Source organism: Hyphomonas sp. (assembly GCF_037969335.1).
Classification (GTDB): domain Bacteria; phylum Pseudomonadota; class Alphaproteobacteria; order Caulobacterales; family Hyphomonadaceae; genus Hyphomonas.
The window spans coordinates 1-16,050 of the sequence record NZ_JBBKXE010000047.1; the positions used below are offsets into that span (position 1 = coordinate 1).

The following is a 16,050-nucleotide window of genomic DNA, read 5'->3' on the forward strand; positions in this document are numbered from 1 at the left end:
TCCGGCCCGCCGCCCGATGCCGCTCCGGAAGTCCTCTATCTTGGCCAGAGTTCGCCGCTGTTCCTGTCCCTGCAAAATGCGCTGAACGCGCGAGGCGTATCCGTGACGGCGGCGCTGACGCGCATCACGGTGAACGACTTCTTGTCGACGCGTAAATTCTCGGCGGCGCTGATCGACCTGACCTCGGCCAGCGACAATAGTACGCGTTTGCTGGACGCAGACGCGCCGGGCGAATTGCTCAACGGCCTGCCCATTCTTGCACTGATCGATGGTGACAAGCGTGTTCCGGATGATGCGCAGGACCTGCTGTCACGCGCTGATGAAATCGTCGAGTGCCAGGACCCGGAGCCGGATGTGGTGGGGCGCATTGAAACCCTGGCGCGGAAGTATCTCGCTATGATCCCCGCGAGAGCGGCGTCATCAATCACACGCGGCGTACGTGATGACGCGACCGGTTTGTTCTCAAGCGCGTTTCTTGTGGCCCATCTTGAACGCCAGATGCTCGTTTCAGACCAAAGGGCCGACGCCTTGTCTGTCATGACTTTGAAACTGGTTGGCGCGCGCCGGGCCGATGCTCAGGCACTGGCAGCGTTCGCTAGTTGTTTGGCGCCTCTTTTGCGAGAAACCGACTGCGCCGCTATCGTCGAAACCGGTACGATTGCGGTGTCGATGCCAATGACGCCTTATCGCGGCGGTATCCGGCTTGCCAACCGGATCGCCGAAGCCGTTTTGGACGCGCCCGACCTCGCCGGCATCGCGCTCAATTGGCGGGTTGTCGAAAAGCGCAGCTCTCATACGGCGAAAGACCTGCTCGAAACGGCCCTGTCCGGCCCGTTCATGCGTCTGGACGCAGCCTAGGCCGATATAAGGCCGGAGACGGATTCCAGCTCCTTGAGGAAGGCCTTGACGCTGACCAGTCGACGTTCCGGTTCGCCGCCCAGTCCGGAATGGACGAGCTTGGAATCCGGGCGGAGTTTCAACACATTCGGACGGGTGCGGACGAGTTCCATCAAGCGCGCCGGATCCATGATCGTATCCGGCCGGAAGGCAAAGACAGCGCCTTTGATGCCGGAGTCCAGCTTCGAGATGCCGAGCGCCTTGCACTGGACCTTGATCGCGGTGACCTCCAGCAATTGCCGTGTTGCCTCCGGGAGCGGACCAAACCGGTCAATGAGTTCGGCGGCGAATGACTCACGGTCGGACGCCGTGCTGATATCGGCGAGGCGCCGGTACAGCGACAGACGGATCGTGAGGTCTTCGACATAGTCTTCGGGTATCAGGACGGCAACGCCGAGATTGATCTGTGGCGACCAGTCATCGACGACTTCGTCTTCGCCGTGTGCGCCCGACTGAAGCGCCTTGACGGCATCTTCAAGCATGGACTGATAGAGCTCGACGCCCACTTCCCGCACCTGGCCGGACTGCTGGTCGCCGAGCAGGTTGCCCGAGCCGCGCATGTCGAGATCGTGGCTTGCAAGCTGGAAGCCGGCACCGAGGCTGTCGAGAGACTGCAGGACTTTCAGGCGCTTTTCGGCCATTTCGGTCACGACCTTGTCGCGCGGCGTGGTAAAATAGGCATAGGCGCGCAGCTTCGACCGGCCGACGCGTCCGCGCAGCTGGTAGAGCTGGGCCAGGCCGAACATGTCGGCGCGGTGGATGATCAGCGTGTTGGCGCGCGGGATGTCGAGCCCGCTTTCAACGATGGTCGTGGACAGGAGGACGTCATATTTTCCGTCGTAGAACGCGTTCATGATGTCTTCGAGTTCACCCGCAGCCATCTGGCCGTGGGCGACGACGAAGGACACTTCGGGCACCTGTGCCGACAGGAAGTTCTCCAGCTTGTCGAGATCCTGGATGCGCGGTGCCACGAAGAAGGCCTGCCCGCCGCGATACTTCTCGCGCAGCAAGGCTTCGCGAAGCGTGACGGTGTCTTCTTCGGTTATGTAAGTCCGCACAGCGAGGCGGTCGACCGGCGGCGTTGCGATGATGGAGAGGTCGCGAATGCCGGTAAGCGCCATCTGGAGCGTACGCGGGATGGGCGTGGCCGACAGGGTCAGCACATGGACGTCGGCCTTCAGTTCCTTCAGGCGCTCCTTGTGCTTCACGCCGAAGCGCTGCTCTTCATCAACAACGAGCAGGCCGAGCCGCTTGAAGTCCATTCCCTTGGCGAGAAGGGCGTGCGTACCGATGACGACATCGACACTACCGTCTGCCAATCCGTCGCGCGTTTCGACAGTCTCGCGCTGCCCGACCAGCCGGGACAGGTGGCGCACCTTGAGCGGCCAGCCGGCAAACCGCTCGGAGAATGTCTTGAAATGCTGGCGGGCCAGCAAAGTTGTCGGCGCGATTACTGCGACCTGTTTGCCGCTCATCGCTGCCATGAACGCAGCGCGCAAGGCGACTTCCGTCTTGCCGAAGCCCACGTCACCGCAGACGAGGCGGTCCATCGGCCTGCCTGACGCCAGATCTCCCAACACGTCTTCGATCGCGTTCAGCTGGTCATCTGTTTCCTCATAGGGGAAACGGGCCGCGAACTCTTCATACATCCCCTGCCCGGCCGCAAGCACGTCAGCACGCTTCAGGGCGCGCTCTGCAGCAATGGCCATGAGTTCTGCGGCCATCTCGAGGATGCGCTTCTTGGCCTTGGCCTTGCGGGTCTGCCAGCCGGCACCGCCGAGGCGATCAAGCTGGCTTTCAGATTCTTCCGAGCCGTAGCGGCTGATCAGGTCAATGTTTTCGACCGGGAGGAAGATCATGTCTCCGCCGGCATATTCGAGCTGGAGGCAATCGTGCGGCGCGCCAGTGAGGTCGAGTGTCTTCAAGCCGATATAGCGACCGACACCGTGATCGACATGGACAACGAGATCGTCCGGCGACAGGGCCGCTGCATCCGTAATGAAGCTCGCTGACTTACGGCGACGTCGCGGGGCCGCGAGCCGGTCACCCAGAATGTCCGCTTCGGAAATTACCGCAAGATCGGGAGTCACAAATCCGGACTCGAGTGGAACCTCGACGACGGTAAAATCAGTCTTGCGCACGGCTTCGAGCGAGTGGACTTGAACCAGATCAGGCAGGCCATGGTCGGCCATGACATTGATCAGGCGATCGGCAGACCCAGCTGACCAGGCTGCGAAGGCAACCGGCTTGCCGGACGCGTACAAGGCCTTTGCATGCGCGATCGCAGCTTCGAAGATATTTTCGTCCGGACGCAGGCGTTCCGGTGCGAAGTCCCGACCAAGCCGGGCGCCCATGTCATAGGCGCCGCCTGTGGCTTCTGCGGGACTGAAGCGGACGACGGCGTGGGTTGAAAGTAGCTGATCGAGCTCCGAGGATTCCAGAAAGAGATCGGACGGCGCCAGCACCCTGGCTACTCTGGGATCACCGCCAGCTGCATCAAGGCGCGCGGAGTAATAGTCCAGCGCCTGGGCGAGGCGCTCGGATGCGGCTTCGGCAGACAAATGCCCAAAGCCGACCAAGGCGCCATCGCCAATATAATCAAAGATGGTTTCGAGATGGTCATGAAACAGCGGGAGCCAGGCTTCGACGCCCTGCCGCCGAATTGAGGCCCGGGCTGATTCGTACATCTGATCGCCAGAGGGAGGCCCGAATTTCGCAAGGTAGTTTTCCCGAAACCCGCTGAGGATCGTGTCATCAAACAGGATCTCGCTAACCGGTGCGAACGCGACCGAACGCGCATCACCCGTGGAGCGTTGCGTCTCCGTGTCGAAGGTCCGCAGGGTTTCCAGCGTGTCGCCGAAGAAGTCCAACCGGTAGGGCTCGCCCGAAGTCGGCGGGAAAATGTCGATGATACCACCGCGAATCGCGAACTCACCGTGTTCGCGCACTGTGCCGGCCCTGACATAGCCATTCACGGAGAGATATTCTGTCAGATCCTTCTGGCTGACGGACTGGCCAACGGACACCGAGAAGGATGCGCGGCGCAATGTCGAGACAGGTGGTACGCGCTGCACCAGTGAAGTCGCCGTCGTAATGACCAGGAGTGGGCCCTGTGAGGATTCATATCGGGCAAGCCGGGCAAGACCGGCACACCGGCGCGCTGCGACGCCGGGTGTGGGGCTGATCCGATCGTAGGGCAACGTATCCCATCCCGGCAGGTCGACGCAGTCGAGGCGGGGTGAGATAAACTGGGCAAGGCGGCGGGCCGTGTTCGCGCTCTTGTCATCACGGGCGACATAGAGGCCTACCCCGCCCCGCGCCTCAAGCGCGCGACAGAACGTGATGAGGTCTGCGCCAAAGGGCGCACCGGCAAAGCTGGCCGGTCCGCTCAAGGACTTGAGAAGGTCGACTGGGGTCATCAGGATCTTTGACAAGGTACGTTTCAGGGCGCGGCTGATGATTAACCAGCTTGCGCGGCGTAGCGGAAAGCGACCAGCTGGTCCAGCACCGGACCCTTGTGTTTGTCAGGGACGTCCTTCTGCCCAATCAGCCATGCGTAAACATCCCAGTCCGGCACCGCCAGCAGGCGTTCGAACTCATCGAGTTGCGATTCGTCGAAGTCCGGCAGGAATTTGTCGGCAAAGGAACCCATGTACAGGTCCATTTCCCGGAAACCGCGCCGCCAGGCCCGGAACGTCAATTTGCGGCGTCGCGTTTCCATCACATGCTCCAGCATCTGTTGCCCGCCAAGGATATAGTCTGCTGGCGTGGCCCGTAAACCACGCATTGTGCGCTCAAGTCCGCGCGCTTAGTGTCGCGCCATGCGGGATGAAAGACTTTTTCCAATGTTTGCCGGGCTGGAAACGCTGACAGGCGTGGGTCCGAAGCTGAAACCGTTGCTTGAACGGCTGGTCGACGGCGACACGCTCTGGGACCTGTTGCTCCACCTGCCTGAACGATGGGTCGATCGCCGTGTTCGGGCGAGCTTCGATCAGGTCGTTTTCGGCGAAGTTGCGACGGTCCAGGGAGAGGTGCAAGCCTATCAGGCGCCTCATTCGGACAAGGCGCCCCATCGCATCCAATTGTTCGACGGGACGGGGTTCCTGACGCTGGCCTTCTTTCGTGCGGACGGACGTTGGCTGCAGGGGCAGTTCCCGATCGGTTCGACGCGAATTGTCTCGGGACGTGTCGAAGATTTCAATGGCGAACGCCAGATGACCCATCCCGACTATATTCTGGACCCCGCGAAGGGTGAGCGTCCACCGGAAGTCGAACCCATCTACGGCCTGACCGCCGGACTAACCAACAAGCGTGTCCACGCGCTTGCCGTGCAGGCACTCGGCAGTGTGCCGGATGGCTTACCCGAATGGGGCGACCCGCACCTGGTGGCACAGAGAGGCTGGGTGGGGTTCAAGGCGGCGCTGACCGGCCTCCATAATCCTCCCCTATATGATGAAGTGGCGTTCGAGGCGGCGCGCCTCCGACTGGCCTATGACGAAGCATTGGCCCGGGAATCGGCGTTTGCGCTGGCCCGGGCGAGCCGGAAACGGCGCAATGCGCCACCGATTCCGAAGGCTCAGGTGGCCCAGTCACGCCTCGCGCGCAGCCTGCCCTTTCGGCAAACCGGTGCCCAGGTCCGTGCTGTCGCCGAGATCAGCGACGACATGTCGAGCCAGTCCCCCATGCGGCGCATGCTGCAGGGCGATGTCGGATCCGGCAAGACGCTCGTCGGGGCCATGGCGGCGGTACAGGCTGCGGCGGGCGGGTTCCAGTCTGCGTTCATGGCGCCGACGGAAGTGCTGGCGCGGCAGCAGTATGAAACGCTCGACAAGTTCCTGTCTCCTCTCGGCTACACGGTTGCGTCGTTGACGGGGCGTGACAAGGGCGCGGCGCGCGAGGGCACGCTTCTGGGACTCGCGGATGGATCTATCCAGGTCATTGCCGGGACCCACGCGCTGTTCCAGGAATCCGTCGTCTTCCGTAATCTCGGCCTGATCATTGTCGATGAGCAGCACCGGTTCGGGGTGCAGGACCGCATGCGCCTGGTCGGCAAAGCCGTGTCACCGCATATGCTGGTGATGAGTGCGACGCCGATACCAAGGACGCTGGCGCAGGCCGTCCACGGCGATCTGGACGTGACGATCCTTGATGAAAAGCCTGAGGGGCGCAAACCGGTGGAAACCCGCGCTGTGCCGGATACGCGGATCGACGAAGTGGTGGATGCCGTCGGGCGTGCCATCAAGCGTGGCGAGCGGGCATTCTGGGTATGCCCCAAGGTCGATGTGGATGACGATGATTCGACTGCCGTGGGACGCCACGCCGCGCTGAAGGATCAATTGGGTGTGCCGGTCGGCCTCGTGCACGGGCGGATGAAGCCAACGGAGAAGGACTCGGCCCTGGAAGACTTCCGATCAGGTCGGACAAAAATTTTGGTGGCAACAACAGTGATCGAAGTTGGTGTGGACGTGCCCGAAGCGACCATCATGGTGATCGAGCGGGCGGAAGGCTTTGGCCTGGCGCAGCTGCACCAATTGCGCGGACGGGTCGGCCGGGGTGACAAGCCGTCATTTTGCCTGCTGCTGTACCGCCCACCGCTTGGCGACATGGCCCGCGAGCGGCTTGAAACCCTGCGCCGGACGGAAGATGGCTTCGAGATTGCCGAGGCTGATTTCAAGCTGCGCGGCCCTGGAGACATGCTGGGAATTCGCCAAGCCGGGGCAACTGATTATCGCATTATCGACTTATCTCGTCATGCCGAACTGCTTGCCATCGCCAAGAAAGATGCGACCGCCGTCGTGGATGCCGACCCGGACCTCGTCGGCTCGCGCGGCCAGGCCTTGCGGCTCGTCCGGGAATTGTTGACACCGCGTCTCAACGCGGCCGCCTCCAACTGACCTACAGGCTGCGTTGAGGCTTTGGCGTCTTTGCCGACTTTGCATCCGTTTTGGGGACTGGCGGGAACTCAGGCACGACGAGTCCAGCCGACAGGATCATCTTCGCGCCCTCCTCGACGGTCATTTTCAAGCGGATGATCTCTTTCGATTCGACATACATCAGAAAACCCGATGTGGGATTGGGAGTCGTGGGCACGAAGATGCCGAGGAAATCCGGGCCGAGGGCGGAGCCAATCTCGCCCTTGGCGGGCGAGGACACGAATCCAAGGCACCATGTGCCCGCTTTCGGATATTCGATCAGGACAACTTCGCTGAACTGGTCTGTATTGTCCTTGGCGAAGACTTCCACGAGCTGCTTGAACGCTGAATAGAGCGAACGAACGACCGGGACCTGGCTGAGAATGCGATCGCCGATTCCGATGACTGACCGGCCGATCAGATTGGTTGCGATGCCGCCCAGAATTGTCAGGAACACGACAAGCACAATCAGTCCGAAACCCGGAACCGCGTATTTAAGGTAGGTCTCGGGGTTCAGGGCAGCCGGAATGAGTGGGACAACGCGCTTGTCGATTTCACCGATCAGGAATTGAAGGATCAGGAAGGTAACCGCAATCGGTGCGGCGATGACCATGCCTGCGAAAAACCGGCCCCGGAGCCATGCGAACACGCTTTTCGGGTGAGGTTTGTCTGGCGATAAAGGGCCGCCTTGGTGGTCTTTCCGTCGAGCCATTCGGCCCCTCCCATTGTCGATCCGCAAGGTTCCTCGGGGTAATACCTTGGCGAGCCCCTTGTTCCGCGCAATTGTGGCCAAGATGGGAAGTAATGATCAGATTGAAAGAGCTTTGGAAAGCTGGGCGCGTCGCGATTTTGGCGATACGGCGCGAATAGCGGATTTAAAGCGCTTGTCCGGTGGCGCGAGCCAGGAAACGTGGGCGTTCGAAGTTGTCGATGGCGGGGCGACCCATCGGCTCATTCTCCGGCGCGCACCGGGCGGCGAATCGGTGGCGCGGTCGTCCGAGGCGATCACGCTGCAAACCGAATCTGCGCTACTTGCCTGCGCTGACATGGCAGGCGTGCCTGTGCCGGGCGTGCTGGGCGTGTTTGAACCGGGCAGCGATGTAGGCGAGGCCTTCATCATGCACCGCATCGAAGGTGAGACGCTGGGCCGGAAGATCTTGCGCGACGACGCCTACAAGGCAGCCCGTCCCGTGCTTTCGAAACAATGTGGCGAAGCGCTGGCGGGCATTCACGCGGTGGATATTGACACGCTACCCGAATTGCCGCGGAGCGATGGCGCCGACCAGATCAAGAAGTATGAAAACATCTATCGCACCTTTGACCTGCCGCGTCCGGTATTCGAACTGGCCTTTGCCTGGCTGAAGGCGAATGAACCCGCACCGCAACCCCCGGTGCTGGTGCATGGCGACTTCCGACTGGGGAACCTGATCGTCGATGAACAGGGCCTCGCATCGGTTCTGGACTGGGAGCTCTCGCACATTGGCGACCCCCGCGAAGACATTGCCTGGATTTGCGTCAATTCCTGGCGGTTCGGCCAGATCGCGCATCGTGTTGGCGGATTTGGTGAGCTGGATGAATTGCTCGACGCCTATGCGGCCGCTGGCGGCACACGTTTCGATGCCCGCGAAATCGACTGGTGGGAAACCATGGGAAGCCTCAAATGGGGCATCATGTGCATGATCATGTATGAAGCCTTCCGGTCGGGTGGCGACCCGAGTGTCGAGCGTGCGGCCATAGGCCGGCGCGTGTCGGAAACCGAGATCGATCTCCTCAACCTCCTCGAAAAGGCGATCTGACATGCATGACGCCCCCTCGCCTTCCGAAATCATCACAGCGGTAAAGTTGTTCATTGACGACGCCGCGGCGCCGCAACTTACGGGCCATGCGGCGTTCCATGCCCGGGTCGCATCGAACGTGCTCGCCACCTTGCTGCGGGAACTCGAGCAACGGCCGGCCGCCGAAGCTGAGGAAGCTTCGCGACTCCGGGCAATCCTCAAGGCTGCTCCGACGGCCACGCTCGACGCCATGAACCGGGACCTGTGCGCCCGCATTCGGGATGGCGAGATGGACGCTGCAACACCCGGCTTGTTCGCGCACCTCAAAACGACCACTATTGCCCAGTTGTCTATCGACCAACCGAACTATTCCGGACTGAAGGCCGAGCTCTCCAAGCCCGCCTGAAAGCAAGAGAGGCGTCAGGACCCCAGATGAAACGCGTGTTTTTGATTCTCGGGATTCTGGTCATTCTCGGCATCGGATTGGGTCCATGGGCTTACCGGACATTTTTCGTGCCCGGCGTCCCAATCGCCCTGTCGGCATTTGACTATCGCACGAATGATAGCTGGGCCGCCCTTCCTGCCGAATCTCCCGCACCAGTCTGGAAAGATGGTTGGGCCGTCGATGTCATCCTGGTTGGACCGGGCACCGGATTGGATCCTCGATCGGAAGCGGACCTTTTATCCCAGACCAATCACGCCAAAGAACAGTCCGGGTGGCTCGCCGCATCATTGTCATTGATCGGTCCGGTCTACGCGCCGCTTTATCGCAAAGCGGACGAAGCAACCGATCTGGCAGCAGCGTTTCGGTCCTATGTGCGTACGCATAATCGTGGCCGCGCCTTCGTCATCGCGACCGATCACGCCCTTCCCCCGGAAATGCTCTCATCCTTGAAAACAGACGCTGCGCTTCGTGCCCGGTTCGGTGGCTTCCTGCGGCTTACGCGCGCCAAGGGCGCGAACGCACCGTTTCCAGCCATAGCGCTGGTGCCATCTGCGCCTGATGCCCTGATGTCCTATTGTCCCGACCAATACGATACGGAAGATACCTGCGAACCGGTCGTCAGAATCGGCCGTCAGGACGGTATGATGATCGTATCACAAGACACGCCTGTCGGCGGCGAGAGCCTCGCGGGCCTTACCGCGTGGCTGGAAGCCAACGTCGCCAAAACGGCTGAGCCGCTTGGTTCTCTGGAAGAAGTCGAGATAATCGATATTCGCCGCCCCGGCGATACGGATGCGAAACGGGCCGAAGACGACAACTAGGCTGAAGGTCGGATCTGAGCTTCGGGCGCCGCGCGCGCGAACGCCGCGATTTCGCGGCAGGCTGCATCGACTTCGACAAGACGCGGATAGGCGGTCAGGTCCATATCGAAACGCCTTGCATTGGCGACCTGGGGCACGAGGCAGATTTCCGCGATCGTCGGTTCGTCACCAAACAGAAGGCGTGTTTCAGGCAAGTCTTGTGCAATCGATTCAAGCGCAAGGAAACCGCGCCTGATCCAATCCTGATACCAATCCTTCACTGCGGCATCGTCTGCGCCAAAGTCCTGCCTCAGCGCGGCGAGCACCGACAGGTTGTTCAGGGGGTGAATGTCACACGCGATCGTGTCTGCGAAGGCGCGCGCCTGAAGACGCACCCAAGGGTCTTTGGGCAGCAAGGCTGGCCCCGGCATGGTTTCGTCAATCCATTCGATGACGGCCAGTGATTGTCCTGCGATGCGGCCGTCCACTTCGATGGACGGTACACGCATCTGAGGATTGATGAGCCGATAAGTGTCCTGCAATTGCTCGTCTTGTCCGGGTGCGATGTTCACCGGCACACTCTCGTATCGCGCCTCTTTCAGGTTCAACGCAATACGCACCCTGTAAGCTGCCGAGGACCGCCAATAGTCATAGAGTTTCAGCATGCTTTATCTCCTGTCGTTCAGGCGAGGGACTCGAGGTCAAGCACCGCAAGGAGCTGTTCCCGCGCCGCACGGCATTCGTCTGCGAATTTCGGGTCTGCAAGGTCTGACGGCGCGAGGCGGTCCCGGTAGGTCGCCGTTACGACGTCCTGCAGTTCGTCGATGGCTTCCTCGTCCAGAAGAACGCCCTGATGGCAGGCATTGATTTCTGCCTCCGTCATCACGACACGCAGTCGCAGGCAGGCCGGGCCACCGCCATTGTGCATGGACTGGCGGACATCGACATATTCGACGCGACCGATCGGGCCGTTTCCCGAGACCATTTTCTCACAGAATACGCGGGTTGATTCCATCTCCTGCGTTTCGGTGGGCGCAATCAAAACCAGACGATCCTCGCCCGGCATCTGGACAAGCTGGGAATTGAACAAATAGGACCGTATGGCATCGGAGATCGGGACTTCCGCATCCGCCACCATGACCGGTTTCAATTCGAACAGGCCATCCGCTGCCTGGCGAATGGCGGCAAGCGCGGCTTTCGTGTCATCAAAGGCCAGTTCGTGAAAAAACAGCGTATCCAGTGCGCCGACGCAAACGACATCATTGTGGAATGCGCCTGAGTCTATCGCATCGACTGATTGGCGCAAGAGTACCGAGCGGTTGGAAGCCAGCGCGTGTCCCCGAATCACGGACTCACTTGCAAGTCGGCTCTGACGGGCCGGAAATCCCAGCGTGCTTTCTCCAGCCAACCGGCCAAATACAAACAGCTCGACGCCAGCTGCGCCGTGCTCGGCACAAAGACGGACATGGTTGGCGGCGCCCTCGTCGGCAAAGTCAGGATGCATCGGCAGCGCCGAATGCACGGCAAAATGGTCTTCGTTGTCGAAGAGCGAAATCAATGTCGCCGTCGTGTCCGGGTGTTCGATACTGCGATGAAGCATTGTCGAAAGATTGGCCGTCGTGAAGTGCAGACGCCCGTCCGCAGAGTCTGCCGATGGCGACACAGTGGCGGCATTTGCCGTCCACATGCTGCTGGCAGAATACGCTGCCTTGAGCAAATGTGGGGCAACCCGTGCAGCCGATTCGATGATCTGGGCGTCGGTGCCTCCGAAACCTGCCGAGACGAGGAAATCGAAGTTGGGTCGCGGTAGCGGAGGCAGGACGCCTTGCACGAGCCCCGAGCGTAACATCATCCGCATCTTCTCGAGGCCTTGAAGGGCTGCTTCGCGGGGATTGGAAACGGCTCCCGCATGCGTTGCGCTTGCAAGGTTGCCGTCGGACAGGCCGCCGTAATTGTGTGATGGACCGATCAGGCCATCGAAATTGACTTCAAAAGCGGTCATTGCGGAAAGCCTTGCGCCCCCATGCGCTGAGCGGTGTCAGAGACCTGGCTTGCCTGTGGCCATGCACAATAGTCTGCGGCGTAATATGCTCCGGGGCGGAAGTTGCCCGACAGGCCGGGGCCGCCGAATGGCATTGCGCCGCTGGCGCCAGCCGTTGGCCTGTTGCGATTCAGGATGCCGGCCCGCATTTCCCGGTGTGCCTTGACCCATAGCGCATCGTCGTCGCTGACCAGGCCACCAGAGAGACCATAGCGGGTCGCGTTAGCGCGTTGCAGCGCCTCGTCGAAAGTCTTGACCCTGACGACCTGCATCAGCGGCCCGAAAAGCTCTTCGTCGGGAATATGGTGCGCTTCTGTCACGTCGATGACACCAGCGGTCACGAAACCACCGCCCCGGTCCATACGCTTCAGGCGCCGTAGCGATTTCCCGCCCGCTTTTGACAGCATCATCTGGAAGTCTGTCGTGGCTTGTGCGGCGGCCTCAGACACGAGTGGCCCCATGAATACGCCTTCTTCGTCCCAGGAGCCGATCTTGAGGGCCTTGGCGCGCGCAACAATGGCTTCAATGACGTCGTCGCCGAACCTGCCTTCGGGCAGGATGATCCTGCGGGCACAGGAGCAGCGTTGTCCGGTCGTGAGAAAGCTGGACTGGGCGGCAATGTCCGCTGCCGCCTCGACGCTTGCGGGATCCCAGATGATGAGTGGATTGTTGCCACCCATCTCCAGCGCCAGAATCACGTCGGGGCGACCCGCAAAATGCTTGTGGAAGAAGACGCCTGTATTGGCTGAGCCTGTGAACAGAAGACCATTGATGTCTGCGTTGAGCAGAGCGCCTCCGGTTTCACGGGCACCATGAACAATGTTCAGGCAGCCTTCGGGCAGGCCCGCCGCTTCGAAGGCTTCGGCCATGTGCGCCGCAACGCCGGGTGCGAGTTCGGATGGCTTGAATACACACGTGTTGCCCGCAAGAAGGGCGGGCACGATATGACCGTTTGGCAGGTGGCCTGGAAAGTTGAAGGGCCCGAATACGGCCATCACGCCGTGAGCACGATGGGTAAGGTGCGAGGATCCGAATGGCGCCGTTTCGAATTTTGAACCTGCGCGCTCGTTCTGCGCGGCGATCGACACAGCGACTTTCGCTTTCATTGTCGCGGCTTCGGCCCGTGTCTCCCAGAGAACCTTGCCCATGTCGCGACTGATGGTGGTTGCGATGGCGTCCGTACGCTTCGCGATTTCCTCAGCATACCGCTCCATGACCGACGTTCGGTCGCCCTGTGGCAATCTGGACCAATGCGCAAAGGCTTTTCGCGCCGAGTTGACCGCAGCGTTTACCTCGTCCGGGCCGGCAGAGCTGCCTTCCCACACTTTCTCGCCTGTCGCGGGGCAAGTGTTTTCGAAACGCGGGCCGCTGCCCTCAGACCATTTACCGTCAATATAAACGCCAGCTGCCATTACTTGCTCCGTAGCCAGATGCGCGCTTCAGCGCCCGGCTTCAATTGAAGGGCTTCGATGATAGAGGGTGACAGGGTCGCGACGTTATCGTCGTCGACCACCATCGTCGCGAGAGTTACACGGAAATCGGGGAGCACATTGCTGGACACGAGCCCCTGCTTCGCATCGGCGCGGCCCGAAACGTCTCCGGCCTTGAGCGTCACGATCCGGCTTTCCTGAATGGTTCTAAGGTGTCGGCGCTGCGCCGCAACCAAAGGTCCGCCGTCGAATATATCGACCGTCCGGTCGAACTGGAATCCTTCCCATTGCAACAATTTGTAGGCGCCGACGCCTTCGGAATGACAACGACCGATGACTTCGCGCGCCTCCGGCGGCAGGAGGTCCACATAAATCGGATATTTTGGCATGAGATCGAGGATGAACTGATTATCGGTTGTTGCCGAAAGGCGGTCGGCTTCCGTGAAATCCATGCGGAAGAAGTGGCGTCCCAGACATTCCCAGAACGGCGACCGGCCATCGTCGTCTACTACGCCGCGCAGTTCAGCGAGCACGTGTTCGCTGAACCGTTCGGGGGCGGCAGCCATCAGCAGGTAGCGCGACTGGGCGGCGAGCCGCCCAGCTCCCCCACCGCGATGTTCGGGCTTCAGGAACAGCGTGCCGACTTCAGTGTAGCCGACATATTCATTCGTCAGGATAAGTGCGTCCATGTCGAAGCGCATGTTGCCGGCTGAATGGCTCGCCTGGGCGAGCGTAATGACGCGGTAATTGAAAAATGGCTGGTCTATCCCGGTGCCCGCTTTTACGGCCGAGCAACCGACGACTTCGCCAGTTTCGACGTCCTCCATCATCAGCAGGTATTTGCCGTATTCGATGCGCTTCTGGAGACCGTTGAACGCGCGTTCCGACTTCTCCAGACGCTCGCGCATGATCGATTCATCGACGGGCAAACTCGTAAACCCGGGCCCTGATTGACGGGCGAGCTCCATCAGCGCATCAAAATCATCAAGTCGCGACGGACGCATCAGATAGGCGCTGGGCATTTCAGTTCTCCATCATCGCCTTGATGCGCGGACCATCCATACGCCCATCCGCCAGTCGGTTCAGAAGCAGGGCTGACAGTGTGGCCCGTTCCGCAAAGCTTTCGGTCACGACGAATTCTTCGTGTGAATGAATCCGGCCACCGCGAACGCCGAGCGTATCGACATTGGGCACGCCAGCAGCAAAGATGTTGTTTCCTTCGCAGACACCGCCTGTGTCGATGAATTCGAGATCCAGACCAATCGCCTGACCAGTTGCGTGCACAGCCGAGAAAATGGCCTGCTGCGCTGTGTTTCGCGGCTTGGGCGGGCGATAGAATCCTCCGTGAACGTGTCCCGTAATGCCGGGCCTTGACGTGGCGTGCGCAAAGAGCCGATCGACGGAATCCGTTGCCCAGGCTGCCGCTGCAGCGTCAGGCGCGCGTGCGCCAAATCGGACGATGGCCAGATCGGGTACAATATTGACCGCGCCGCCACCTTCGATGACGCCGACATTGAAGGTCACACCATCACGTTTGCCGTTGAGGCCTTCCAAAGCGACGACGAGTTCAGCAGCGGCTTCAATCGCGCTTCGCCCTTCTTCCTTGGCCCGGCCCGCATGCGCCGCTTTTCCGTGAAGCACGATGTCGAATACAGCTGAGCCTTTGCGTCCGCCGGCCATCGCGCCAGTGTCCATCGCGGGCTCGTAGGTCATGCCGATATGAGCGCCTGATCGTGCCGCTTCGGTCAGTGCTCCCGAACTGGCGTGATTCCCGATTTCCTCGTCTGGCGTGATGACGATCTGGTAGCCGATGCGATCACGAAATGGTCCGGCCTCAAATGTCTTCAAGGCTTCCAGCATAACGCAAAGACCACCTTTCATGTCAGCGAGTCCCGGCCCGTTGAGACGACCATCGCCAAGGTCTGTAACGCCTTCAAATGTTCCTTTCGGAAATACGGTATCGTAGTGGCCGGTAAGGACAACCTGGACCGGGGCCGCTGTTCGCGCTGATGCCCGCAAAATAGGGGCGGTGTGAATTGTCTGAATCTTGCCCGACGAGTCGATCGTTTCGAAACCCGGGGCTTCCTGGAGCCGGATATCCGCGTCGAGTTCGGAAAACGCATTCGCGAGCACGCCGGAAAAGGCGTTCAGTCCCTCGATATTCCAGCTGCCCGTATTCATGTCTGACCACGCGCAAGCGCGGGCCAGCATATCAGCGGCAGCAGATTCGATGCGTTCGCGTGCATCCTTGTCGTCATTCGTCAGTCTGGAAAGATCGTTCATGGCTACTTGGTTTCATAGGTAACGATGCGGGGCAAGTGGGCTGTAGTTGGCGGCACAAACAAAAACGGCCCGGCAGTTTGCCGGGCCGTTTAAATCTTGGGTGTTGATCCGTTACTGAACGGTGATCTCAACAACCGAACGACGGTTCAGAGGCTCACGAACGCCATCACGTGTGGCTTTGGCAAGATCTGTTTCGCCTTTTGCCGTCTCGGTGATGAGCGTCGCATCCACACCGCGTGACACGAGGGCCGAAGACACGATGTCTGCGCGGCGCTGCGACAGCTTGGCGTTGTAGGCGCTGGCGCCTGACGTATCAGTGTGACCCGCAATAGACACGGCACTTGGTGCACAACCGGCACCTGCTGTGATGTTCGCGACCGCTTGGTCGATAACCGCAGCAGCCTGACTTGTCAGATCAGCTTTGTCCCACTCGAAGTAGACAACGAAGTTCTGGTTCAAGCCTGCAC

Annotated in this window: 14 protein-coding genes; 5 read left to right on the forward strand and 9 right to left on the reverse strand. The window is 60.6% G+C overall.

Features of this window, described 5'->3' with window-relative positions:
- Positions 1–858 (forward strand): hypothetical protein (locus AADA04_RS03445; protein ID WP_340691838.1); only part of this gene is annotated, 858 nt, incomplete at its 5' end.
- Here the strand turns inward: AADA04_RS03445 and mfd are convergent.
- The gene (mfd, locus tag AADA04_RS03450; protein ID WP_340691839.1) at positions 855–4,316 is read right to left on the reverse strand and encodes a transcription-repair coupling factor; all 3,462 of its coding nucleotides are present in this window, start codon (positions 4,314–4,316) and stop codon (positions 855–857) included. The two genes, AADA04_RS03445 and mfd, sit on opposite strands and share 4 nt — an antisense overlap.
- Before the next feature lie 41 nt (positions 4,317–4,357).
- Positions 4,358–4,684, reverse strand: coding sequence for a succinate dehydrogenase assembly factor 2 (locus AADA04_RS03455; RefSeq protein WP_340691840.1), 327 nt, complete (start codon positions 4,682–4,684; stop codon positions 4,358–4,360).
- A gap of 34 nt (positions 4,685–4,718) precedes the next feature.
- Here AADA04_RS03455 and recG point away from each other — a divergent pair, with 34 nt between their 5' ends.
- Positions 4,719–6,791 carry an ATP-dependent DNA helicase RecG gene (recG, locus tag AADA04_RS03460; RefSeq protein WP_340691841.1) on the forward strand — a complete coding sequence of 691 codons (2,073 nt, stop codon included), beginning with the start codon at positions 4,719–4,721 and terminating at the stop codon, positions 6,789–6,791.
- A gap of 1 nt (position 6,792) precedes the next feature.
- Here recG and AADA04_RS03465 read toward each other — a convergent pair whose 3' ends face one another.
- On the reverse strand, positions 6,793–7,521 hold the full coding sequence (locus AADA04_RS03465; protein WP_340691842.1) for a DUF502 domain-containing protein: 729 nt from the start codon (positions 7,519–7,521) through the stop codon (positions 6,793–6,795).
- 172 nt (positions 7,522–7,693) lie between these two features.
- On the opposite strand from AADA04_RS03465, the gene AADA04_RS03470 reads away from it, so the two are divergent.
- The 3 genes from AADA04_RS03470 to AADA04_RS03480 are packed head-to-tail and all read left to right on the forward strand — an operon-like array spanning position 7,694 to position 9,850.
- Positions 7,694–8,605 (forward strand): phosphotransferase family protein, encoded by a 912-nt coding sequence (locus tag AADA04_RS03470; protein ID WP_340691843.1) that lies wholly within the window; start codon positions 7,694–7,696, stop codon positions 8,603–8,605.
- 1 nt (position 8,606) lies between these two features.
- The gene (locus AADA04_RS03475; RefSeq protein WP_340691844.1) at positions 8,607–8,990 is read left to right on the forward strand and encodes a DUF6285 domain-containing protein; all 384 of its coding nucleotides are present in this window, start codon (positions 8,607–8,609) and stop codon (positions 8,988–8,990) included.
- Positions 8,991–9,016: 26 nt separating this feature from the next.
- On the forward strand, positions 9,017–9,850 hold the full coding sequence (locus tag AADA04_RS03480; protein WP_340691845.1) for a hypothetical protein: 834 nt from the start codon (positions 9,017–9,019) through the stop codon (positions 9,848–9,850).
- On the opposite strand, the gene maiA is transcribed toward AADA04_RS03480, so the two are convergent.
- From maiA to AADA04_RS03510, 6 genes are all read right to left on the reverse strand, one after another.
- Entirely contained in the window at positions 9,847–10,494 is a 648-nt protein-coding gene (gene maiA, locus AADA04_RS03485; RefSeq protein WP_340691846.1) for a maleylacetoacetate isomerase, read from the reverse strand. The two genes, AADA04_RS03480 and maiA, sit on opposite strands and share 4 nt — an antisense overlap.
- 17 nt (positions 10,495–10,511) lie before the next feature.
- Positions 10,512–11,831, reverse strand: coding sequence for an N-succinylarginine dihydrolase (locus AADA04_RS03490; protein ID WP_340691847.1), 1,320 nt, complete (start codon positions 11,829–11,831; stop codon positions 10,512–10,514).
- Complete coding sequence (astD, locus tag AADA04_RS03495) at positions 11,828–13,282, reverse strand: succinylglutamate-semialdehyde dehydrogenase (protein WP_340691848.1); 1,455 nt, start codon at positions 13,280–13,282, stop codon at positions 11,828–11,830. Before astD ends, AADA04_RS03490 begins: the two co-directional genes overlap by 4 nt.
- Positions 13,282–14,322, reverse strand: coding sequence for an arginine N-succinyltransferase (locus AADA04_RS03500; protein ID WP_340691849.1), 1,041 nt, complete (start codon positions 14,320–14,322; stop codon positions 13,282–13,284). The genes astD and AADA04_RS03500 overlap by 1 nt, the downstream gene beginning before the upstream one ends.
- 1 nt (position 14,323) lies before the next feature.
- Positions 14,324–15,583, reverse strand: coding sequence for a hydrolase (locus AADA04_RS03505; RefSeq protein ID WP_340691850.1), 1,260 nt, complete (start codon positions 15,581–15,583; stop codon positions 14,324–14,326).
- Between the two features lie 111 nt (positions 15,584–15,694).
- Positions 15,695–16,050 (reverse strand): OmpA family protein (locus AADA04_RS03510; RefSeq protein ID WP_340691851.1); only part of this gene is annotated, 356 nt, incomplete at its 5' end.

Coding starts and splice junctions, on each gene's coding strand:
- mfd (WP_340691839.1), bottom strand. CDS start 4,316: ATGACCCCAGTCGACCTTCTCAAGTCCTTGAGCGGACCGGCCAGCTTT.
- AADA04_RS03455 (WP_340691840.1), bottom strand. CDS start 4,684: ATGCGTGGTTTACGGGCCACGCCAGCAGACTATATCCTTGGCGGGCAA.
- recG (WP_340691841.1), top strand. CDS start 4,719: ATGCGGGATGAAAGACTTTTTCCAATGTTTGCCGGGCTGGAAACGCTG.
- AADA04_RS03465 (WP_340691842.1), bottom strand. CDS start 7,521: ATGGCTCGACGGAAAGACCACCAAGGCGGCCCTTTATCGCCAGACAAA.
- AADA04_RS03475 (WP_340691844.1), top strand. CDS start 8,607: ATGCATGACGCCCCCTCGCCTTCCGAAATCATCACAGCGGTAAAGTTG.
- AADA04_RS03480 (WP_340691845.1), top strand. CDS start 9,017: ATGAAACGCGTGTTTTTGATTCTCGGGATTCTGGTCATTCTCGGCATC.
- maiA (WP_340691846.1), bottom strand. CDS start 10,494: ATGCTGAAACTCTATGACTATTGGCGGTCCTCGGCAGCTTACAGGGTG.
- AADA04_RS03490 (WP_340691847.1), bottom strand. CDS start 11,831: ATGACCGCTTTTGAAGTCAATTTCGATGGCCTGATCGGTCCATCACAC.
- astD (WP_340691848.1), bottom strand. CDS start 13,282: ATGGCAGCTGGCGTTTATATTGACGGTAAATGGTCTGAGGGCAGCGGC.
- AADA04_RS03500 (WP_340691849.1), bottom strand. CDS start 14,322: ATGCCCAGCGCCTATCTGATGCGTCCGTCGCGACTTGATGATTTTGAT.
- AADA04_RS03505 (WP_340691850.1), bottom strand. CDS start 15,583: ATGAACGATCTTTCCAGACTGACGAATGACGACAAGGATGCACGCGAA.